The sequence below is a fragment of the Paenibacillus sp. SEL1 genome (genome assembly GCF_054602535.1).
The window spans coordinates 1,038,648-1,060,235 of sequence record NZ_CM137723.1 but is presented as its reverse complement, the minus strand read 5'-3'; the positions used below and the strand labels follow the sequence as shown (position 1 = coordinate 1,060,235).

Sequence of the window (21,588 nt, the reverse complement as noted above, 5' to 3'; positions counted from 1 at the left end):
CTGTCTGGATTACAGGCAGAAGGCAGCCTTTTTGTGTTGCTCGGCTATAGCCATTCGGTTAGCCCAATCATCGTAATTAAGCCGAGAATAAAAGAGAATGTGGCGATCCGCTGGTTGCCATCCCCGTGACTCTCGGGAATCAATTCCTTGTAGACAATAAACATCATGGCTCCGGCGGCAAAAGCAAGGCCGTAAGGTACCAGTCCGTTCACCCAGCTGCTCAAATAAAACCCGATCAGACTCGTAATGATTTCCACGGCTCCGGTGAGGGTAGCAATGCCCAAGGCCTTGAAACGGCCGATATTTTGATTCACAAGGAACAACGCTACGATAAAGCCTTCCGGGGCATTTTGCAGGCCGATAGAGAAGGCGATCAGATTGCCGAGATTTTGAGTTTCACTTGCATAGCTGACCCCAACAGAGAGTCCTTCTGGCAAATTGTGCAATGTAATAGCTGCGATAATGAGAAAAGATTTGGACTCCAGTTGAAAGGTCTTGGAGTCTGGGTCCTCCAAATCCGCATGGGGAATGTACATTTCCATCACCAGTAATACGAGACAGCCGAGCAGGATTCCCGCAGTCAGCACGAACCAATTGGAATGCTGGATTGCTTCGGGAATGAGGTTATACACGGATGCAGAGGTCATAATTCCTGCGGCATAAGCCAACAGAACATCGCGAAGCCGATGCGTGATATTGCGCATAAACAGTATGGGCACGGCGCCGAGTCCGGTGGACAGGGCAGAAATAAAGCTACCTAAAAAAACGTCATTCATAATGGGGATAATCCCTCCATACCTGATTTATCTTTATACTTCGCTTCATGAAAACTTCATTTGACTGTTTACAGCTATTTCCGCATAATGAAATTAGGATTTAGAATCAGTCTAAGTCATAAGAAGCTACAAAACAAGTGATTCGTTTTTGCAATATCCGGGTGTCCACATTTTGGGATAAGCTTCTGGTGGAATTACTTTTAGAGTATATGCAGCTGCCCAGCGCCCGGTGCCGAAAACTCGTTATATAATACTTATGATATTTTAGGAGGAACCAAGATATGTACAAGTCCATTATTATAGGTACCGGCCCTGCCGGTTTGACCGCTGCAATTTATCTGGCACGCGCTAACATGAGCCCACTGGTGATCGAAGGACCACAGCCAGGCGGACAATTAACTACAACTACGGAAGTCGAAAATTTCCCAGGCTTTCCTGAAGGAATCATGGGACCCGATTTGATGGATAATATGCGTAAGCAAGCGGAGCGTTTTGGAGCTGAATTCCGCACAGGCTGGGTAAACAAAGTAGACACAACGGCTCGTCCATTTACATTGGATGTAGAAGGTTTGGGTGAACTGGTTACTGATACGCTGATTATTTCCACAGGGGCGACTGCCAAATATCTGGGTATTCCCGGTGAACAGGATAATATCGGACGTGGCGTAAGCACTTGCGCAACATGCGACGGCTTCTTTTTCCGTGGCAAAGAAATTGTTGTCATCGGCGGTGGAGACTCTGCATTGGAAGAAGCCAATTTCCTGACTCGATTTGCCTCCAAAGTGACATTGGTACATCGTCGTGAAGAAATGCGCGCCTCCAAAATTATGCAGGATCGTGCTCGTGCGAACAACAAAATTGAATGGGCGCTTAATCGTACTCCTGTAGAAGTGATTGCGGACGAGAATGGAGTCACTGGCTTGAAAGTACTGAATAATGCAACAGGTGAAGAGGAAATCATTACAGTTAGCGGCGTATTCGTGGCGATTGGTCATCATCCGAATACAGGCTTCCTTGAGGGACAAATTACAACGGATGCGAACGGTTATATCGTCGTAAATCCGGGTACTTCCGAAACAAACGTGCCTGGCGTATTCGCTTGTGGTGACGTACAGGATACTCGCTACAGACAAGCGATTACCGCAGCAGGTAGTGGCTGCATGGCTGCTATGGACAGCGAGAAGTACATTGAAAGCCTGGAGCACAGCGCACTGGCCCTGTAATGATCCTTGGAAATATGAATAAATATGTTGTAACAAAATAAATGATGAGGTGATATTCATGGAAAAAGCAATAGTATACACATCTACAAACTGCCCGCATTGCCGTCAAGTAAAAAGCTATTTGAGTGAAAAAGGCGTAGAGTACGAAGAACGCAACATTGAAACCAATGAAGCTTTTGCACAAGAGGTTTGGGATATGGGCATTCGTGCCGTTCCATTGACTTTGATCGGGGAAGAACGTATTTCCGGTATGAACAAAACCAAGTTTGAAAAAGTATTGAACGCTTAATCCAACCTAACAGCATATGACGGTCCTATGATCGTTATAGGGTATATATAAGGCCTCCATCGCAGTTACATACTGCGGAGGGGGCCTTTTTATAGTCCCTAATCTTTTTTATAGGATTTTGCAAATTCCGAGAAAAGTGGGCGTACAGGAACCTGAGTGTTCCCGTACGCTTTTTTTTCTTATAAAGACACGCGTACTCGCCCCAGAAAAGGAGCTGTTGCCGCATAGGCGGCACCTAGCATCGTCGAACGGCTGCCAAGCGTGGAGAAACGAATCTGTAGTTGCCGACGGTGATAGGGCAGGGCACGTTCGTCAATCACACCACGCATGCTTTGCTCAAACCAAGGTCTGGCTTCCGCCAGTGGACCGCCGATGATAAGCATTCCGGGGTTGAGGCTGTTCACAATGTTGGTAATACCCACACCCAAATATCGCCCAATATCATCAAGGACGCTTAATGTACTTGCTTCACCTTGCTGAGCAAATGGCAGTAATTCCGCTGTATTCTGTGCAGGCAGTTTCAATGTGGATGCTACATACGCCTTCTCTGAAGCATAGAGTTCCCAGCAGCCGCGACTACCGCAGGAGCAGAGTCGTCCGTTCCAATCAATGGTCATATGACCCGTCTCTCCTGCGTACCCCCAAGCTCCTTGATACGGTTTGCCATCAATGATAATCCCGGCCCCGATCCCGGACCCTGCACTGATGTAGACCAGATCCCGCACCTGCTGTCGGTGATCGCCGTCCATCCCATAGTACAACTCGCCCTGTGCGCCGACGTTAGCTTCGTTATCCACTACGACGGGTAGACCTAGCTCGGCTTCAAGTTGCTGCCGCAGCGGAACCTCTTCCCAGCCCAGATTGGGTGCGAACAAAACGGTTCCGGTTTCATCCACCATACCCGGCACCCCCAGCCCAATGCCGACAATACCGTGAGGGGAGGGAGGAGTGGCCTGCATGAGCTCCTGAACGAGCTTTCGAATCTGTTCCATAACAAAGGCGGGATCATGCTGAGTAAGGGAAAGGGTAAGCTCAGTTTCAATGGTACCTGCCAGATCAGTCAGAGCGCCCTTGATGTACTGTACGCTCACCTCAATACCGAGTACAAAGCCTGCACGGCTGTTGAACAGCAGCATTAAAGGCTTACGCCCGCCGCTGGATTCCCCTAATCCCGTCTCATATACAAGTCCATCGGTGATGAGCTCTGCCACCAGATTGGAAACGGTAGCCTTGTTTAATCCAGTTTGACTGGATAACTGTGCCCGGGATAGCGGAGCATGAAGGCGAATACGCTCCAGCACAATGGATTTATTTAGCTTTTTGACAAGCGCCTGATCGCCAGTGACATTCATGGTTAATTCACTTCCTGTTGGTGTAATTCCTGATATTATATCATAAAAACAAACTTAGTTTAAGCAATAGACAAAGTCTTTCGGCTGTGCTAGAATCGTTTTTGTAAACGTTTACTACAAAGGAGGAACTTATAATGGCTTATTTCGAACAGGTATCTAAAATTAACTTTGAGGGCAAGCAATCCGACAATCCTTTTGCGTTCAAATTTTATAATCCACAGGAAATTGTAGCGGGAAAAACGATGGAGGAGCATTTGCGTTTTAGCATGGCCTATTGGCATACACTGGTTGCAGGCGGCTCCGATCCTTTTGGTGTAGAAACAGCGGAACGTCCATGGTCCAAGTTTACCGGGCTGGATTTGGCAAAGGCACGTGTGGAGGCTGCCTTTGAGCTGCTGGATAAGCTGAATTTACCTTATTTTGCTTTTCATGATGTGGATATTGCACCAGAAGGCGCGTCATTGAAGGAATTTTACAGCAATCTGGATACCATCGTGGATCTGATTGAGGAACATATGAAAGCTACAGGGAAAAAACTGCTGTGGAACACGGCAAACATGTTTAGCCATCCACGTTATTTGCATGGGGCCGCGTCGACTTGCAATGCAGATGTATACGCACACGCAGCTGCTCAGATTAAAAAAGGACTGGAAGTGGGCAAACGTCTGGGCGCAGATAACTATGTTTTCTGGGGAGGCCGTGAAGGCTACGAAACACTGCTGAACACGGATTTGAAGCTGGAGCAGGACAATTTGGGACGTATGTTCCATATGGCCGTAGACTATGCGCGTGAAATTGGCTTTGACGCTCAGTTCCTGATTGAGCCAAAACCGAAGGAGCCAACGAAGCATCAGTATGATTTTGATGCGGCGACGACGATTGCCTTCCTGCAAAAATATGATCTGGATCAGCATTTCAAGCTTAATCTGGAAGCTAATCATGCAACTTTGGCGGGTCATACTTTTGATCATGAAGTACGTGTAGCACGGATTAACGGCATGCTGGGATCACTGGATGCAAATCAGGGAGATTTGCTGCTGGGCTGGGATACGGACGAATTCCCGGTTGATCTGTATGATGCCACACTAACCATGTATGAAGTGCTGCAAAATGAAGGCTTGGGCCGTGGCGGTATCAACTTTGATGCCAAGGTGCGCAGAGCATCATTTGAGCCGGAAGACTTGTTCCTTGCGCACATCGCAGGTATGGATACGTATGCGAAGGGGTTGAAGGTAGCTGCCAAACTGGTCGAGGATCGTGTGTTTGAAGACTTTATTGAGAAGCGCTACAGCAGCTTTAAAGAAGGTATTGGAGCAGACATCGTATCTGGAAAAGCAACGCTTGCTTCTCTGGCTGAATATGCTCTGGCGAACGAAGCACCACGCAAAAACGTATCCGGTCGTCAGGAATATCTGAAAGCAACATTAAATCAATACATTTTGGCTGACTAATACCAGAACTTATATATGAAACAACGGCTGCACGATGACAAGGAAGGAGGAACTCCAATGCAGGAGAAGCTAAATCAGGAGCAGGAACGCTATGTCATTGGCGTAGATTTGGGTACCAGCGCGGTCAAAACGGTGCTGGTTAACCGCAAGGGGCAGGTGGCCTATGAAACCTCCCAGTCTTATCCGCTCCATCAGCCGAAGGCAGGGTATAGCGAACAGCACCCTGAGGACTGGGTCAGTGGCACGTTAGCATCACTGAAACAGCTTGTGGAGAAGGCTGGAATCGGCGGCACAGATGCTGTGGACGGTATTAGCTTTTCGGGACAGATGCATGGGCTTGTGCTGACTGACAAGGAAGGCCAAGTGCTTCGTCCGGCTATTCTGTGGAATGACACGCGTACAACAGCACAATGCCGTCGTATTGAAGGAAAGCTCGGGTCGGAGCTGCTGAACATCGCACGTAATCGCGCGCTGGAAGGCTTCACGCTGCCCAAGCTGCTGTGGGTACAGGAGTATGAGCCAGAGGTGCTGGCCCGTGCGGCACATTTTATGCTGCCCAAGGATTATGTGCGCTACTGTCTGACAGGAGAGCTGGCGACGGAGTATTCGGATGCGGCGGGCACGCTGCTGCTGGATATTGCGAACAAGCAGTGGAGCGAAGAGATCGCTGCCGCGTTTGACCTACCGTTGTCGCTGTTCCCGCCGCTGGTGGAATCCTTTGATCAGACGGGTACGCTACTGCCGGAGATTGCGGAGCAGAGCGGGCTTTCGCCTGAAACGAAGGTCTTTGCAGGTGGTGCGGACAACGCATGTGGCGCGATTGGCGCTGGCATTTTGAGCGAAGGCCGCACCCTGTGCAGCATCGGCACCTCAGGGGTTGTACTTTCCTATGAGGAGCGCAAGGATATTGATGTGCAGGGACGGGCACATTTTTTTAATCATAGTGAGCAGGATGCTTATTATATTATGGGGGTTACGCTCGCGGCCGGATACAGCTTGACTTGGTTTAAGGATACCTTTGCACCAGAGCATTCTTTTGATGCACTGTTGGCAGATGTGAACTCTATTGAACCAGGCAGCCGAGGGCTGCTGTTCACGCCTTATATTGTCGGCGAGCGTACACCTCATCCAGATGCAACCATTCGAGGTAGCTTTATCGGGATGGATGCGGGGCATAAGCTTGCGCATTTTACACGGGCAGTACTGGAGGGAATTACGTTTTCGCTCAAGGAATCCATTGATATTCTCAGAGGAACGGGCAAAATGGTGAATGAAGTGATTTCCATCGGCGGCGGTGCGCGTAATGAGGCATGGCTGCAAATGCAGGCAGATATTTTTAACGCGGATATCATTAAGCTGGAAAGCGAACAGGGACCTGCTTTGGGGGCGGCCATGCTGGCTGCTTATGGTAGCGGCTGGTTTGAATCTCTGCAAGCGTGCGCTGAAGCTTTTCTGCGTGAAGCAGCGAGATATTCCCCGAACCCAGAACGTGTGGCACAGTATGAAGGCCTATACGAGCTGTACCGTGAAGTTTACTTGCACACGCGAGAGCTAAGTGAGCATTTGGCAGTATATCGGTGAAGCGTAAATAAGAAGCGGCTCCGGGTGTAAGAAACCCCCGGAGCCGCTTTTTTTTGTGATGATGAGTTTTTGAATTAAATACTTTTCTTGATTTTCGCATGATCTTCATTCATAGAACTCACGGCACAGCCAGGACATGACTTGCTCGACGAACACCCCGCACAGGCGCCTTGACGGCTTTTTCGCAAAAATCGCACCAGCACCCACGCACTATAACCGAGGATCGCCAATAAAATGATGATATTGATCATGGAATTCACTTCCTTTTGTTTACTATAGGGCCTGACTTAACCCCAACCTAATAATCTGCCACATTGATAGATCAAGACAGCGATGATATATGCGACGGTCAAAGGATAGATCACAGAAAATGCGGTCCAACGCCACGAAAGGGTTTCTTTACGAATGACGGCTACCGTAGCCAGACACGGAACATACAACAGAATGAACACCATAAAGCTAAAGGAGGCAAGCGGTGTAAAGGCCTGTCTGACTTGTAGTTCCAGTCCCTGCATATCAGGAACGTGGTAAATAATATTCATCGTTGATACGACAACTTCCTTGGCCATAAAGCCTGTGAGCAGGGAAGCACCTGCTTGCCAGGTGCCAAAACCGAGAGGGGCCAGTAATGGAGCGAACCAACCTCCAACGGTGGCAAGCAGACTGTCATTCATTTCTGCCCCGAAGCCCTGCGGACCGAAATTGGACAAGAGCCAGATGCCAACGGAACCTGCAAGAATAATGGTTCCGGCTTTACGGACGAAGCCTTTGACCTTCTCCCATGTGCTGCGGAATAGTGTAAGAGCCTGCGGCACTCGATAGGGAGGAAGTTCCACGATGAAGAGGGAGGGCTCACCCGACAAAATGGATACTTTGGAAAAAATTTTGGCAAGTATAAGTGAAACGATGATTCCTAACACATACATCAGCATGATGATGCTTGCTGCATGTGTTGGGAAAAACACACCCGCAAACAACGCATATACCGGCAGGCGGGCTGAACACGACATAAAGGGCACCAGCAACGTGGTAATGAGGCGTTCTCTGGGCTGTTCAATGGTGCGTGCCGCCATAATCGCAGGGACATTGCAGCCAAATCCGATGATGAAGGGAATGAAGCTTTTCCCGTTCAAGCCAACGGCTTGCATCAGGCGATCCATGAGTATCGTGACCCGTGCCATATAACCAGAGTCTTCAATCACAGAAATTATCAGAAATAAAATAGCAATTTGAGGCAGAAAAACAAGCACACCCCCGACTCCAGCCACGATGCCGTCCACGACTAGACTTTGCGTAAAAGCGGACGCGTTCAAGTGAACGAGTAATTCAGAAATCCAAGTGCTGAGTGTCCCTGAAAAAAATCCATCCAGCATATCTGAAAGGATCGTACCCGCCCAATCGAAGGTGAACTTGAAGGTAGCGTACATCAGCAGCAAAAAGATCGGAATCCCCAGATACCGGTGAGTTAATAGTGCATCTAGTCTATCCGTCAGGCTGTGCGGTTTGAGTTTGGAGGTGTCGAGTGCCTTGGTGCACAGATCAGCAATCCATGCTGTTCGTACAGAACGAATATGCTGAGCAGGGGTGATGGCATGGCCTTCACCGAGAAGTTCTTCCTCGCAACGTTGGATACGTGCAGTTACTTGTTCACGCTGTACCTCATTCGTCATCCATTCCATGACGACAGGATTGCCTTCCAGACATTGCAGTGCGGCCCACCGCAGTTGCGGCACAGGTGCATTTGGCAGCAAGTTGCAAATATCGGTAATAGCAGCTTCAACGGCAGGGCCGTAGTCCAATTGAAAAGCATTGGATGTACGTCTTACCTCCCGAAGAGAAGCGAGCATTTGCTTACTTCCACTGCCTGTACGCGCCACCATAGGAATGATGGGAACGTTCAATTGATCAGCTAACAATTCCTTGTTTACACGAAGACCCGTGGCATCGGCTACGTCAGTCATGTTTAAGCCAAGTACAAGCGGACGGCCATACTCCAGTAGTTGTACGGTTAGATAGAGATTACGCTGGAACTGGGAGGCATCCACAATGTTGATCAGGGCCGTAGGAGGTTCTTCCAGCAAATATCGAGTTGCGACACCTTCATCCAGCGAAAGAGGGAGTAAAGAGTAGGCGCCCGGCAAATCCACCAATACGGCAGACTTGTCACGCAGGATTCCTGTTTTCTTTTCCACTGTGACGCCGGACCAGTTTCCTACTTCTGCATACGTACGAGTCAGCTTGTTAAATAATGAGGTTTTTCCTGTGTTGGGATTACCGAATAGAGCGATCATGTCCATGTTGGAACAACCTCCAGTTGTTTCACCTGATTTTGGCGAAGGCCGACCAGCTGGCCGTTGCATTCAATGACAATAGGACCGCCCAATAAACTGATTTTTTTTAACCGTATGATGGAACCTTCGTTAATGCCCATGTCTGTTAAGCGGCGGCGCAATGAGGGATGAAGAGGGGCAAGAGATTGCAAACGCACAGTCTGACCCAGTGGCGTACGAAGGAGTGAGATACATTCTGGCATGGTGCTCAGCCTTTCTGATCTAGAATGAGAATCAATATCATTTACTTCCGATGCCAGTACCATATCATGAGGAAATCTAGATTGCTGTGATAAAACTCTCTACGAACGACATGTTTGCTCATTATCCGATCTGTTATATAGCCGAGTATGATGTCACAACCTGTCTTGAACTGCACCCTTACTCGTCTGCAACCGACAAAACTAGAGCGTTTGGGGCAACTGTTTTTATGGTAAGATATAGCTGTTTACAACTATGCTAAGAAGGGCAGGAACGCTCTGTATGAACAGAAAAATCGGGGTTAGGCTTGTAAAATGTCTAGTTGCGGGTGCAGCGCTGGCTGTGTTGCTGCCGCAGGCTGTGGAGTGGGGCAGCAATGTGTATGCGACGTCGGTTAAGCCGGCTCCATCCGTATCATCGCAGCAGCTTCAGAACAAGCTTTTACAGGCAATGGCTACGCGGAGTGAAACGCTGACCTTTACATATCAAGGGCGAGTGAATGGTCTCAAGCAGCAATTACAGACGGCCATCCAACAGGCCATGGAGAGCGATCCGTATGTGAATTATACGATCAAAAGCTACGCATTCAGCTATACAGGCACAACGACCTCCGCTCAGGTTACGATTCGTTTAAGCTACCGGGAGACGAAGGAACAGACAGCATATGTGGATAGCACAGTTAAAGCGGTGCTGGGGGATATTATTACGAAGGGAATGACGGATCATGAGAAGGTAAAGGCCATTCATGATTGGATCGTCGTTCGTCTGAAGTATGATGAAGCACAGCAAAAGTACACAGCCTATGATGGCCTGAAAACGGGAAGCACGGTCTGTCAGGGTTATTCACTGCTGGCCTATAAAATGCTGGAACGTGCAGGCATTACGAACCGGATTGTGGAAGGAAGAGCAGGGGGCCAGCTGCATGCATGGAATCTGGTTTTATTAGATGGTCGATGGTATCACATGGATACGACATGGGATGATCCAACCCCGGATCGCGCGAACGAGGTAAGCACTTCATATTATCTGCTGACGGATACCGAAATGCGGCGGGATCACTCATGGGTTAAGCCGTATCCTCAAGCGAATACATCGTATCGGGAAACCTTGTCAGCACTGGTAACTGCCGGAGGATCAAAGGCTGCTGTGTATCAAAAACTGTACAATACCCTCGAATATCCGCTGCAAGACGGCAAGGGTCTGGTTAAATCATCCGCCGACATTAAGGAACAGGTACGTAAGATTGTAAATAAGGGAGGGACGACACTTACCTTTGCCTATCAGGGAACGGAGCGAAGTCTCAAGGAGGATTTACAATCCTTATATCAACTCGGTTTGAAATCCATTTCCTATCAGATTACGGATCTAGGAAGTACCGGCAATCTTCGTGTAACCCTGAAATGGACCTAATCATCTTGCTGTAAAAAGCTACATTAACAAAGGAGTATTTTATTTATATGCACAAGCGTTCCTTTACCTATTTGCTTGGCACGCAGACCATGTCTAATGCGGCCGACATTCTTTACATTATGGCACTTGTGTCTCTGGTTTTTCATGAAACGGACTCCATCTTCTCTTCGGTGCTCGTTCCGTTGCTGCGAATGGGAGCACAGATGATCAGCGGCTTTTTAGCACCGCTCATTTTGGCTCGATTCCAGCTTCCTTTTATTTTATTCGTTTCTCAGTTCGGACAACTGGTTTTCTTCGCTATTCTGCTGGGCCACTTGTGGTCAGCGGGTACGGAGCCGATATGGGTGATTGTGTTTACGTTGGTGGCAGCCATGTCCTTTTTGGACGGCTGGACCACGCCTGCACGTAATGCGCTGATTCCCCGCCTTGCGTCCGGGGAAGGACTCATGCGGGCAAACAGTCTGGTATCGGTCAGCGATCAGACGGTGCAATTAGCGGGGTGGGGGCTTAGTGGTGTGCTCGTAGCCATGCTAGGCTCGGAAAAAACACTGCTAGTGGCTGGCGGACTCTATATGGTAGCAATGATCTTCACCAGCTTGATTCGAGATCCATTAGAGGGTAAAGCCCATTATTTACTGCAACCTGGAACAAGGGTGCGAGGTGGAGATATTTCGGTTTCCGAAGCTGGTACTGAGCCCGGGCAAGGGCATCATGACCTGCCTCCTGCACAGTTGGAAGATACACTGTATGGCCCGGAATCAGAGAGCCCTGCACTACCTCCCAAACGTAAAAAGGAAATACTCCGTGAAGGCTGGAGCCTCATCGGAGCCAGTCGCAGACTGAAAGCTCTTATTTTTATGGATATGATTGACCTTCTAGGGGGTTCGGTTTGGGTAGGCGCGTTCACGCTTGCTTTCGCCCAGCAGGTTTTGCACAAGAGCGAGGCATGGTGGGGATACATCAATGCAGCGTATTTTGCAGGAGCGATTGGCGGCGGCATCGTTGTCCTCGCCTGCGTCAAGCATTTGCAGCGCAGGCTGCTGCCCGCCATGTTGGCGGGGATGGCAGGTTATGGGCTGCTGACAGCATGGTACGCACTGAACACATTACCGCCGCTGACACTGCTTATCGTGTTGTTGATGGGACTACCTGCGGAAATGTCTGTCGTATCCCGCCGCACGATGATGCAGATGAGTGTGTCTGTACATGATTTGCCCAAGGTGCTGTCTGCCCAGGCCACACTGACAAGTTTGACCTTTTGTATCTCGCTCTTGTTAATGGGCTGGATTGCAGATCATCTAGGCATCGTTAATTTGTACTTGTTTTCTGCAGTGCTGACGCTGATTGCTGTTATATACGGTGTTTTTAGTCGTCGTGCCTTATCCATGTCTTTGTCAGCTTCATTGGAACCTTCCTCCAAATAAACAGAAAAAGCCCGTCTCCGGGCATATACAGGTGAAAATGCGGATAAATGGTCTTGGACCAGGTTTATCAGCGTGTTTTCCCCTGATATGTGGAGACGGGCTTTTTTTACTGTTTTCTATTATTTATCCGAGGAAGCATCTGGACTCAAATCACATTCTTTTAACGGAACGATTTTAGTACGTTTGATCCATTTGTAGCCGAGCCACAGCAGAAGGAACAGCGGCACACTCATATACGTAGCGATCATCGTTTTCCAGTCAATCTCCTGTCCGGTGAAGGCATCCGCCCCTTGCCCGATAATGACAATGATACACAGAGCGAAGGCAAACAACGGCCCAAACGGGAACCAGCGGGCTTTGTATGGAAGCTCACTCAGACTGTGGCCCTGTGCAGTAAAGGCACGGCGGAAACGATAATGGCTGACTGCAATCCCGACCCACGTAATAAACCCACACATTCCAGAAGCATTCAGCAGCCAGTTATAGACTACACCGTCTCCATACAGGGAGGCGAGAAAGGCTAGCATACCGACAGCGGTCGTGATCAGTAGCGCATTCATAGGAATGCCGCGTCTATTGATACGTCCGAGGAAACGCGGGGCTTTACCTTCCCGTGCCAAAGCGTATAGTACCCGAGTTGCCGCGTACATACCCGAGTTACCTGCCGACAATACGGAAGTCAAAATAACGGCGTTCATAACAGAAGCAGCAATCGCAAGCCCTGCTTTTTCAAATACGAGCGTGAATGGGCTGACCCCGATGTCACTGATATCTCCCCGCAGCAGATTTGGATTGGTGTACGGAATGATCAATCCAATCACGAGAATCGCCAGAATATAAAAGAACAGGATGCGCCAAAAGATTTGACGGATGGCGCGCGGCACATTTTCACGTGGATTTTCGCTCTCTCCAGCGGCTACCCCAATCAGCTCCGTTCCCTGAAAGGAAAAGCCAGCTGCCATGAATACGCCCAATACAGCAAAGAATCCGCCATGGAACGGGGCGTCTCCTACCGTGAAGTTGGCAAATCCGACCGCAGGGCCACCCATAATGCCGAAGATCATCAGCACACCTACGGTCAAAAAGATGACCACGGTCACAATTTTAATCATGGCGAACCAGTATTCAGACTCACCGTAGCCTTTGACTGTCAATGCGTTCAACGCGAAGATTACGGCTAGGAATAACAGACTCCACCAGGCAGAGTGGCTTTCCGGGAACCAATATTTGATGAGCACGGTCGCTGCTGCTAATTCGGCAGCAATCGTCACCGCCCAGTTGTACCAGAAGTTCCAGCCCATGGCGAAACCAAAAGCCGGATCGACGAAGCGACCTGCATAGGTGTTAAAAGAGCCGGATTCAGGCATAAATGTAGCCAACTCACCGAGGCTGGTCATAAGGAAGTAGACCATGAGGCCAACTGCTGCATAAGCCAGCAGCGCACCGCCGGGTCCAGCTTCGGCAACCGCGCCTCCACTGGCGAGGAACAGGCCCGTACCGATAGAGCCGCCGAGGGCGATCATCGTCATATGGCGGGCTTTGAGACTTTTACGCAAGGTTGCGTCAGATGTTGCTTTGTGTTGCACGTTCAAACACTCCTTCATGAAATTGTATTTCATGTCAGGGCAAGAGCCAGAAGGAGGGGGAGTATATAAATCAAAAAACCGCAGGGAATACGCCTGCGGTTTTGTCTATGCATTCCGCACCATACCTTCTTCCATAACAAGATAGCTCAACACACGTGTCTGTGTTAGGACAGCGTGTGACAGTTCTGCTCCTTTCGGTTAGCAGCCCCAGCATTCGGAGTATTTACAAAGAGTCAGCTCCGCATACTTCGGCGGGTGTACCTTTCCACTGGAATCTCAGACGGCTCTTATCGTCTCCTCCGGTGTACTGATTACATCCGCGACCTCTACCTCATCATAAAACAGGGTTGATGAGGTGTATGACATGATATTTTATTGTATAGCGAACTACAGTATATCGTACCTGTACATCTTCTGACAATCGACAATTTTTTGAAAATCACTCGTAGAATCTTAAATTAAGAGTTCCGCTTGGCCATCTGCTGCCAAACTGTGCCCGCGGCTTGTTCGCCTGATTCGATGCGTTCCAGCGCCATTTTAGCCTGCAGACTAACCTCGAATTCGGGATCATCGACAGCCTTCTCCAGCGCATCACGTGCATCCTCGGTTCCAACCTCGTATAAAAAACGTGCCGCCCGCCAGCGCACCAACTTGCTGCTATCCGACAGGGCTCCGATCATTGCGCTGGTAGCGACCGGGTCGCCGATGTCCGACAACGTGTCGCCTGCGGTGCGGCGTACTGCCGCTGAAGGATCGCGCAGCGCCTCGGCTAGCAGATCCATCGCCTCTGATGAGCGAATATCGCCCAGATAGACGACGCCCAGCCGCCGTAGCTGCATTTTATCGTCATGCAGCGCTTGCCGGATAAGCGGCAAATGCTCAGGCGTCGGCTCCAGCCGATCCAGCGCAGCGTAGCGTGTGCGCCAATCCTCGTGCTGCAGGGCCTTCTCCAGCTCGGCATCGCTCCACTCGCGGCGTTCCTCCACGAATTCGCTGTTGTTTGCGCCGTGGGCAATCGCCTGTTGGATAATCTGCTCCAGCCGCTCTTGCGGAAAGGCTGCCTCCAATTCCTGCTCGACCTCGCGTGCAATGTCCGGCAGTTCACCGTAGCGGACGCCGTAATCACTCAGCTTGCGTTCCTTGATCAGCGTTGCACTCGCTACACGGGTAACGGCCTGCACGAAGCGGTCGGACAAGGAAATTCGTTCCTCCTGCTGCCCCGCCTTGACTCGGATTTGCATTGGAATGCCACGAAAAAATTGCACAAAGACCTGTGCCTCGCCAAATGCTTCTCCAGAGGTTTCCTCTGGCAAATCCCAATTGGCGTCAGCGCCTTCCTCGCCTAGCTGATCCCGGACTTGACCCAGAATGGTGGACCAATCTGCATTCCCTTTGCGGTCAAGGGCTACGAAGTCAGTCGTGTGAAACACGCTTTTGACCCCTTCAATGCCCAGCATGCGCCGGATAAATGGGGGAGCGGAACGCTCATTGTCCCGTGTATATGTTCTGCGGATACCCGCTTCCAGTCGCTCATCCAGATGCAGCATCATGGTGTTCGGACTGGGAGTAGGCTCGATAGATGTTATTTTCATAGCTCAGTACAGCCTCCTGTTCAAAAGTTCTCCATATATAGCTTATCTGTATTGTAACTCATTCTGCGAATGTCTCCAAAGATAAGTTCGCGTATACAGGAAAAACACAATGACATATCTCACACTAATTCAGGTAAACACTAAAAAGAAATACTGCTACATTCAATGCAGAAGCAGGGTTAAAACTCGATAGAATGAACCAAACTGTGAATAGGTTACCAAAATGCGCCAATAGATAAGTGAAGGAGGCGTTCCTATGTTCCGCAAGCAGGAAAGAACGCTCATTATTGTATGTATAGTAATTGCGGCCATCATGCTATATGCCGTAATTAAAAGCATAGCTCGCTTGACTCCTTAGTTGGTAATCCAGAGTGATCTGCGATGTTTAAAATGTGAAATGAAGGAGTGAAACCCATTTGTCTTCACTGGACCCTGTATTGCTAAGCCGGATGCTGACCGGAATTACCCTGTTTGTTCATATCGTATTTGCATCCATCGGCGTCGGCGTACCCTTAATGATTGCACTAGCAGAATGGCGCGGGCTGCGAACTGGTGATCCGCATTATACACTGCTGGCCCGACGGTGGGCGCGAGGGTTTGTCATTACCGTTGCCGTGGGTGTCGTTACAGGCACCTCCATTGGTCTGCAACTCAGCTTGCTTTGGCCCACCTTTATGCGTGTGGCTGGACAAGCGATTGCGCTGCCCTTATTTTTGGAGACGTTTGCTTTTTTCATCGAAGCTATATTCTTGGGCATCTACTTGTATACCTGGGATCGGTTTAAAAGCAAATATTTTCACCTGATGCTGCTCATCCCGGTAGCGATTGCCTCGTCTGCCTCAGCGGTTTTTATTACGACTGTGAACTCGTTCATGAACCAACCTCAAGGCTTTACACTCAAAAATGGAGTCATGACAAATATTCATCCCATCGAGGCTATGCTAAATCCGGCTACGCCAACCAAAGTGTCCCATGTATTGGCTTCTTCGTATACATTGAGCGCTGGTGTGCTGATGGGGCTGGCTGCTTACAGCATGCTGCGAGGGCGTAATCACCCTTATTTTAAAAAGGCGCTAAAGCTGACTGCCACCTGTACCATTGTGTTTGCCATCAGCACCGTGATGATCGGAGACGCATCCGGTAAATTTCTGGCCAAATATCAGCCGGAGAAGCTGGCTGCCGCCGAATGGCATTTTGATACGATGACGCACGCCCCCTTTGTATATGGCGGATACATGGATGAAAACGGTGAAATCAAATATGCCTTGAAAGTGCCTTATGCACTTAGTGTGTTGGCTGGTAATTTGCCCAGTACGGAGGTTAAGGGATTAAATGACTATCCGGTGGAGGAGCGTCCGCCGCTGTCTATTCATTATATGTTTGACCTTAAAATCACCACAGGAGTGCTGATTCTCGTCATCCCACTGCTGTATCTGATCCGTAAGCGCCTGCCAGGCCGCAAACCGTACCCCAGATGGCTACTGTTGGCGCTCATTCTGGTCGGGCCGATGGCGATGGTAGCTATTGAGCTCGGATGGATGTTTGCGGAGGTCGGTAGACAGCCGTGGATTTTACGCGGATATATGAAGGTCTCCGAAGCAGCAACCACTTCTACGAGTGTCGGGTGGATGCTGGTGTTGTTTGTTATTTTGTATCTGGTGTTGTGTTTCTCGGCCATTAAGGTACTCAGCAAGCTATTCCGCAATAAGGATGCGGTGGAAGAGATAAGGCAGCTGGGCCTGGAAGGGGCTGAAGGCAAGTGAGCTATGAAATTGTAGGTATCGCCATTTTGTGGACGTTCCTGTTCGGATATTTGCTTGTGGCATCCATTGATTTTGGTGCAGGGTTTTTCAGCTTTTACAGTGTGTTAACAGGCCACCAGAACAAAATCCACAATATCATTCAACGGTATCTATCCCCGGTGTGGGAGGTAACAAACGTATTTCTCATCTTTTTTGTGGTGGGATTAAACGGGTTCTTCCCGGATGCAGCATATTACTATGGTACGGCGTTACTCGTTCCCGGCAGTATTGCGATTGTGCTTCTTGCCATCCGGGGAGTGTATTATGCATACAATACGTATGGGCATTCCGGTAAAAATAATATCGTCTACATGGCGTTGTACGGTGCGACAGGGTTGCTGATTCCGGCGGCACTGTCCACAGTTCTCGCTATTTCGGAGGGCGGCATTATTATAGAAAACAGTACAGGTGTACACCTGCAATGGGGTCAGCTATTAAGTAATCCCTACACGTGGGCGGTTATTATTCTGGCGCTGGTGAGCGTGCTGTATATCTCGGCGATGTTTTTGGCCTATTATGCCAAAAGGGCGGGAGACAAGGTCGCTTTTGAAATCGTACGGGGATATGCGCTGCTTTGGAGCGGTCCAACGATTGTTGCGAGTCTGCTCGCATTTTTTCAGATTAACAAACAAAATCCAGATCATTTTACCAATATGCTGAACATAGCCTGGATGTTTGTTGCATCCTTCATATGCTTTGCAGGAGCAGTTTATCTGGTATGGCAGCGGCGGCATCTGGGGGTTTCATTCATATTGGTGATGCTGCAATTTGCATTTGCCTGGTATGGCTACGGCCGCTCGCATCTCCCGTATGTTCTGTATCCCTACATTAATGTCTACGACAGCTTTACAAATTCTACGATGGCGTATGCGTTGATTACGGCGTTTGTTGCGGGTCTGCTGGTGCTGATCCCTTCGCTTATCCTGATATTAAGATTGTTTCTATTCGATGCAAAATATGTGCGCGGACATGAAGGGAAGAAAGGGTGAGTTAGAGTGGCTGCTTTCGAGCATTTTACGATTATGTACGAGTCACCTATCATTATTGTCGTGGCGATTGTGTTTTTGTTTATTTATTCGGCACGCTTTAAAAATCCACAGGACTGACAACTACAGGTGGAACAGGCCTTCCTGATTGATACGGGAGGTCTGTTTTTGCTGTATTATCGCAGAATTTCCTTTACAGACGTGATTGAATTATACTTTACATATATCAGGATGTTGCATCATTTCATGTTCACACTCGAGTGACAATATATAGTTAAATTGAACCGCTGTGTTTTTTGGAGAACGGGTTCATCAGGGAGGGAGCTGCATCATGCCCAAAGTACGCTTTAACAATATGGATCATGTAAATACCGATAAAACAATCAAGCAATTCAGACAATGGCGGCAGGAGCGACGCAGCAAAATAAAGGATTATACGTTCGTTGTGCCAAACCATCCCCCGGAGCTGGAATTTCTGCATAGCAATCGGGAGATGGCGACAGCCACCTGGGTTGGACATTCCACCTTTTTCATCCAGTATCTTGGGCTGAATATCGTCACCGATCCGGTATGGGCAGAGCGTATGGCTTTTGATAAAAGGTTGGCTCCGCCCGGCATTCGTATTCAGGATGTACCACCACTGGACATCATTCTGCTGTCTCATTCCCATTATGATCATTTACATTTAGAATCGTTGCGGAAATTATATCGTGCAGATACGTTGATGCTTGTCCCCTCGGGGTTAAAGGCGAAAATGATCCGCAAAGGTTTTCGAAACTGTCATGAGCTGCAATGGTGGGAGCATTTTACGGTAGGGGGGGTACGATTTACGTTTGTTCCAGCCCAGCATTGGACACGACGCACGCCGTTTGATACCAATACTTCGCATTGGGGTGGATACGTTCTGCAAAGTGAACAGCAGGTGATTGGCTCTGCCACGTCCGTCACGGAATCCCATCCTCATTCTAGTGCAGACTCAGAGGATGCACCAACGTTGTATTTTGTGGGAGACACCGGATATTTTCGTGGGTTTAAAGAGATTGGCGAGCGCTTTGCCATTGATCTGACCTTTATGCCGATTGGCGCCTACGAACCGGAATGGTTCATGACCTCGCAGCATGTGACACCAGAGGAGGCATTGCAAGGGTTTATAGATTGTGGCGCAGACCAGATGATTCCGATGCACTACGGAGCCTTCAAGCTGGCGGATGATACGCCAAGAGAGGCGCTGGACCGGCTCGAAGCGGAGCGTGAGCGTAGGGGTATTGCGAAGGAACGCATTCATGTTCTTGGGCACGGAGAGACCCTGAAAATTGGACGTCGCTGCTCAACTACAATTTGAGGAATTCGACATAATCCTTATACAAAAAGCGGCTCGGCGGACAATTAATTTTGCCTGCCGAGCCGCTTTTTTTGGTTTTTAGCTATAATGCAGGATTAAACTGCTTCGGAATCACTTGCCAAAGAGGAATCGCTGTTGGCGATGGGATGACGAACGATTTTAACTTCATAGAACGTGATTTTATTTTCAATAATATAGTCCGGAATTTGACGATGGCTATGGGATTCGCGGAATGCTTCGCTTTTCGTCCAGCCTTGGAAGTTCTCTTTTTCTTTCCAGCGTGTACTGATGGTTACTTCCTCATAATCTTTCGTGTTTTCAGTCAGCAGTATTTCCAGACCGAGAAAGCCCTCCATTTTTTCAACTTTTCCTTCTTTGTTAAATCTTTCGATGAGTAAATGTGCATTGCCCGGTGTGATTTTAGATGTATTTGTAACGATAATCATATTAAGTTCCTCCTAAATGATGTGGTATGGTCGGTATAATAACCGGATAGCCATCCTCAAATTTGATGGTAGCGTTCATTTCATAAATGTCGCGAAGAAAAGCAGACGTCAAAATCTCACGGGGTTCGCCGGCAACGGCGATTCGTCCCTTTTTAAGTGCAATCATATGATGACAATAGGCCGCAGCTTGCTGCAAATCATGCAGTACCATAACAATCGTCAAGCCGGACTCGTGATTGATACGCCGCAGCATATCCATAACTTCAAATTGGTGGGCGATATCCAGAAAAGTGGTCGGTTCATCGAGCAACAGAATACCTGTTTGTTGGGCCAAAGCCATTGCAATTCGCGCTTTTTGTTGTTCACCTCCTGATAGAGTATGGAACATTCGATCTGCATAGGGCTGGATGCCCGTGATCTTCATGACATGGTCCACGATTTGCTGGTCCTGTCCGGTATGGCGTACCCTCAAGCCTTTGGCATGAGGAGATCTCCCGTAAGCGACCAGCTCGCGGACCGTCAATAACGGCAGCATGTCCTTCATTTGCGGCAGCATTGTAATCGTCTGGGCAAAGTCACGCCGCTTGTACTCCTGCACGGGTTTGCCCAGCACGGCAACCTGACCCTGATCCTGCTTGAGCAGCCGGGTCATAATCCGCAAAAGCGTGGACTTGCCTGAACCGTTCGGCCCGACGATCGCGGTGAGCTGACCAGCAGGCAAGGTGATATTTACATCGTCCAGCTTGAAATACCCACGTTGTAAGGAGATATGCTCCCCCTGAATGGCTGTCATCCGAAATTCCCCCGTTTCTTGAGCAGGATTAAGAAGAACGGTGCCCCGATGACGGCCAACAAAATACCTACAGGCAGTTCAATCGGGTCAAACCAGGATCGTGCCACCGTATCTGCCAGGACAACCAGCGTTCCACCGCCTACAATGGAAAGGGGGAGGAGGAAACGATAATCTTCCCCGATTAGCAGCCGTATGACATGGGGAACGACCAGCCCTACAAAGCCGATTAGCCCGGCTACACTGACCGCTGTACCGGCGAGCAGGGCAGACAGCAGGATAATGAGCATACGTTGAAGCTCTACTCGCTGACCAAGCAGCTGTGCTGAATCGTCGCCCAGCAGCAGTAAATTAGCAGGTTTAATTGCAAAGAAAGAGGCGATTAATCCAATGATGGCGTAAGGTGCCATAAACTCTAGATGATGCCAGCTTCTTCCGTTTAATCCGCCGGATAGCCAAGGAAGAACGGCCTGTACGCGGTCGCTGTACATGACCATTACGCCGTTAGTGAGTGCGCCCAGCAGCGCGTTGATCGCAACGCCGGCGAGCACAATTTTGACAGGCGATGCCCCTCGGTCCCAAGCCAGCAGATAAATGACGATTGCGCTCAGAAAGGCTCCCAAAAAGGCGGTTATCGGAAGAAGGTAGCTGAGCTGTGGAAGCATCACCATCGTAATGACGGCGGCAAGTCCACCTCCAGCCGATACACCAATAATGCCAGGGTCAGCCAATGGATTTTTCATCACACCTTGAAGAAGTGCTCCGGAAGCTGCAAGACAAGCTCCCACCAGTAAACCTACTAATACCCTAGGTAGCCGGAGATCCATCAGGATCGTGCGATATGTAGATTCATCATTATGTAGCAAAACATGATAGATTTCTTGAAGTGGAATCGACACCGAACCGTAGGTCAGACCGTACACAGAGACGGCCAGCAGTAGAATCGGAAGGGTAATCCAGGCGATGGTGCGTCTTCTGGCGCGCTGTAGTTTGTTCATCTCCATCGC

At 49.2% G+C, this 21,588-nt stretch carries 20 protein-coding genes and 1 riboswitch; of the genes, 10 read left to right on the top strand and 10 right to left on the bottom strand.

The genetic code is table 11. The annotated features are described in order from the left end of the window. Nucleotides 1-44: 44 nt before the first annotated feature. Nucleotides 45-776, bottom strand: coding sequence for a ZIP family metal transporter (locus ACYCSE_RS05050; protein ID WP_061828899.1), 732 nt, complete (start codon nucleotides 774-776; stop codon nucleotides 45-47). 281 nt (nucleotides 777-1,057) lie between these two features. Between ACYCSE_RS05050 and trxB the strand changes: the two genes are divergently transcribed. After that, the gene (gene trxB, locus ACYCSE_RS05045; RefSeq protein ID WP_023990316.1) at nucleotides 1,058-1,999 is read left to right on the top strand and encodes a thioredoxin-disulfide reductase; all 942 of its coding nucleotides are present in this window, start codon (nucleotides 1,058-1,060) and stop codon (nucleotides 1,997-1,999) included. A 58-nt stretch (nucleotides 2,000-2,057) separates the two neighbouring features. Beyond that, a complete protein-coding gene (locus tag ACYCSE_RS05040; RefSeq protein WP_007432162.1) occupies nucleotides 2,058-2,288 on the top strand; it encodes a glutaredoxin family protein in 231 nt (76 codons plus the stop codon). Nucleotides 2,289-2,467: 179 nt separating this feature from the next. Here ACYCSE_RS05040 and ACYCSE_RS05035 read toward each other — a convergent pair whose 3' ends face one another. Next, the gene (locus ACYCSE_RS05035) at nucleotides 2,468-3,640 is read right to left on the bottom strand and encodes an ROK family protein (protein ID WP_459701716.1); all 1,173 of its coding nucleotides are present in this window, start codon (nucleotides 3,638-3,640) and stop codon (nucleotides 2,468-2,470) included. 134 nt (nucleotides 3,641-3,774) lie between these two features. Here ACYCSE_RS05035 and xylA point away from each other — a divergent pair, with 134 nt between their 5' ends. Further along, on the top strand, nucleotides 3,775-5,091 hold the full coding sequence (gene xylA, locus ACYCSE_RS05030; protein WP_459701714.1) for a xylose isomerase: 1,317 nt from the start codon (nucleotides 3,775-3,777) through the stop codon (nucleotides 5,089-5,091). 57 nt (nucleotides 5,092-5,148) lie between these two features. Continuing rightward, nucleotides 5,149-6,672: a xylulokinase gene (gene xylB / locus ACYCSE_RS05025; RefSeq protein WP_459701712.1), complete on the top strand. Its 1,524-nt coding sequence runs from the start codon at nucleotides 5,149-5,151 to the stop codon at nucleotides 6,670-6,672. A 74-nt stretch (nucleotides 6,673-6,746) separates the two neighbouring features. Here the strand turns inward: xylB and ACYCSE_RS05020 are convergent, their stop codons facing one another. From ACYCSE_RS05020 to ACYCSE_RS05010, 3 genes are read right to left on the bottom strand one after another with little or no spacing between them, the layout of a single operon-like run. Beyond that, the gene (locus ACYCSE_RS05020; RefSeq protein WP_081112420.1) at nucleotides 6,747-6,923 is read right to left on the bottom strand and encodes a FeoB-associated Cys-rich membrane protein; all 177 of its coding nucleotides are present in this window, start codon (nucleotides 6,921-6,923) and stop codon (nucleotides 6,747-6,749) included. A 36-nt stretch (nucleotides 6,924-6,959) separates the two neighbouring features. Continuing rightward, nucleotides 6,960-8,969, bottom strand: coding sequence for a ferrous iron transport protein B (gene feoB / locus ACYCSE_RS05015; protein ID WP_459701709.1), 2,010 nt, complete (start codon nucleotides 8,967-8,969; stop codon nucleotides 6,960-6,962). Then, entirely contained in the window at nucleotides 8,960-9,205 is a 246-nt protein-coding gene (locus ACYCSE_RS05010; RefSeq protein WP_016820309.1) for a FeoA family protein, read from the bottom strand. The genes feoB and ACYCSE_RS05010 overlap by 10 nt, the downstream gene beginning before the upstream one ends. A gap of 280 nt (nucleotides 9,206-9,485) precedes the next feature. Here ACYCSE_RS05010 and ACYCSE_RS05005 point away from each other — a divergent pair, with 280 nt between their 5' ends. Together ACYCSE_RS05005 and ACYCSE_RS05000 are read left to right on the top strand one after the other, a co-directional pair. Then, nucleotides 9,486-10,613 (top strand): transglutaminase domain-containing protein, encoded by a 1,128-nt coding sequence (locus ACYCSE_RS05005; protein WP_165179339.1) that lies wholly within the window; start codon nucleotides 9,486-9,488, stop codon nucleotides 10,611-10,613. A 47-nt stretch (nucleotides 10,614-10,660) separates the two neighbouring features. Further along, nucleotides 10,661-12,037: an MFS transporter gene (locus tag ACYCSE_RS05000; RefSeq protein ID WP_442436752.1), complete on the top strand. Its 1,377-nt coding sequence runs from the start codon at nucleotides 10,661-10,663 to the stop codon at nucleotides 12,035-12,037. Nucleotides 12,038-12,156: 119 nt separating this feature from the next. Here the strand turns inward: ACYCSE_RS05000 and ACYCSE_RS04995 are convergent, their stop codons facing one another. Beyond that, nucleotides 12,157-13,623 carry an amino acid permease gene (locus ACYCSE_RS04995; protein ID WP_440723593.1) on the bottom strand — a complete coding sequence of 489 codons (1,467 nt, stop codon included), beginning with the start codon at nucleotides 13,621-13,623 and terminating at the stop codon, nucleotides 12,157-12,159. Between the two features lie 134 nt (nucleotides 13,624-13,757). After that, a riboswitch (Lysine riboswitch) is annotated at nucleotides 13,758-13,960 on the bottom strand. 121 nt (nucleotides 13,961-14,081) lie between these two features. Then, on the bottom strand, nucleotides 14,082-15,215 hold the full coding sequence (locus tag ACYCSE_RS04990) for a virulence factor (protein ID WP_459701705.1): 1,134 nt from the start codon (nucleotides 15,213-15,215) through the stop codon (nucleotides 14,082-14,084). 416 nt (nucleotides 15,216-15,631) lie between these two features. Between ACYCSE_RS04990 and ACYCSE_RS04985 the strand changes: the two genes are divergently transcribed. From ACYCSE_RS04985 to ACYCSE_RS04970, 4 genes are all read left to right on the top strand, one after another. Next, on the top strand, nucleotides 15,632-16,978 hold the full coding sequence (locus ACYCSE_RS04985) for a cytochrome ubiquinol oxidase subunit I (RefSeq protein ID WP_459701703.1): 1,347 nt from the start codon (nucleotides 15,632-15,634) through the stop codon (nucleotides 16,976-16,978). Beyond that, nucleotides 16,975-18,006, top strand: a complete 1,032-nt coding sequence (locus ACYCSE_RS04980; RefSeq protein WP_069290393.1) for a cytochrome d ubiquinol oxidase subunit II — start codon at nucleotides 16,975-16,977, stop codon at nucleotides 18,004-18,006. Before ACYCSE_RS04985 ends, ACYCSE_RS04980 begins: the two co-directional genes overlap by 4 nt. A 6-nt stretch (nucleotides 18,007-18,012) precedes the next feature. After that, nucleotides 18,013-18,123 (top strand): cytochrome bd oxidase small subunit CydS, encoded by a 111-nt coding sequence (gene cydS, locus ACYCSE_RS04975; RefSeq protein ID WP_007432143.1) that lies wholly within the window; start codon nucleotides 18,013-18,015, stop codon nucleotides 18,121-18,123. Nucleotides 18,124-18,334: 211 nt separating this feature from the next. After that, nucleotides 18,335-19,345, top strand: coding sequence for an MBL fold metallo-hydrolase (locus ACYCSE_RS04970; RefSeq protein WP_459701700.1), 1,011 nt, complete (start codon nucleotides 18,335-18,337; stop codon nucleotides 19,343-19,345). A 95-nt stretch (nucleotides 19,346-19,440) separates the two neighbouring features. On the opposite strand, the gene isdG is transcribed toward ACYCSE_RS04970, so the two are convergent. From isdG to ACYCSE_RS04955, 3 genes are read right to left on the bottom strand one after another with little or no spacing between them, the layout of a single operon-like run. Then, nucleotides 19,441-19,791: a heme oxygenase gene (isdG, locus tag ACYCSE_RS04965; protein ID WP_459701698.1), complete on the bottom strand. Its 351-nt coding sequence runs from the start codon at nucleotides 19,789-19,791 to the stop codon at nucleotides 19,441-19,443. Nucleotide 19,792: 1 nt separating this feature from the next. Then, entirely contained in the window at nucleotides 19,793-20,584 is a 792-nt protein-coding gene (locus ACYCSE_RS04960) for an ABC transporter ATP-binding protein (RefSeq protein WP_459701696.1), read from the bottom strand. Further along, nucleotides 20,581-21,579 carry a FecCD family ABC transporter permease gene (locus ACYCSE_RS04955; protein ID WP_459701694.1) on the bottom strand — a complete coding sequence of 333 codons (999 nt, stop codon included), beginning with the start codon at nucleotides 21,577-21,579 and terminating at the stop codon, nucleotides 20,581-20,583. The genes ACYCSE_RS04960 and ACYCSE_RS04955 overlap by 4 nt, the downstream gene beginning before the upstream one ends. Nucleotides 21,580-21,588: the final 9 nt, after the last annotated feature.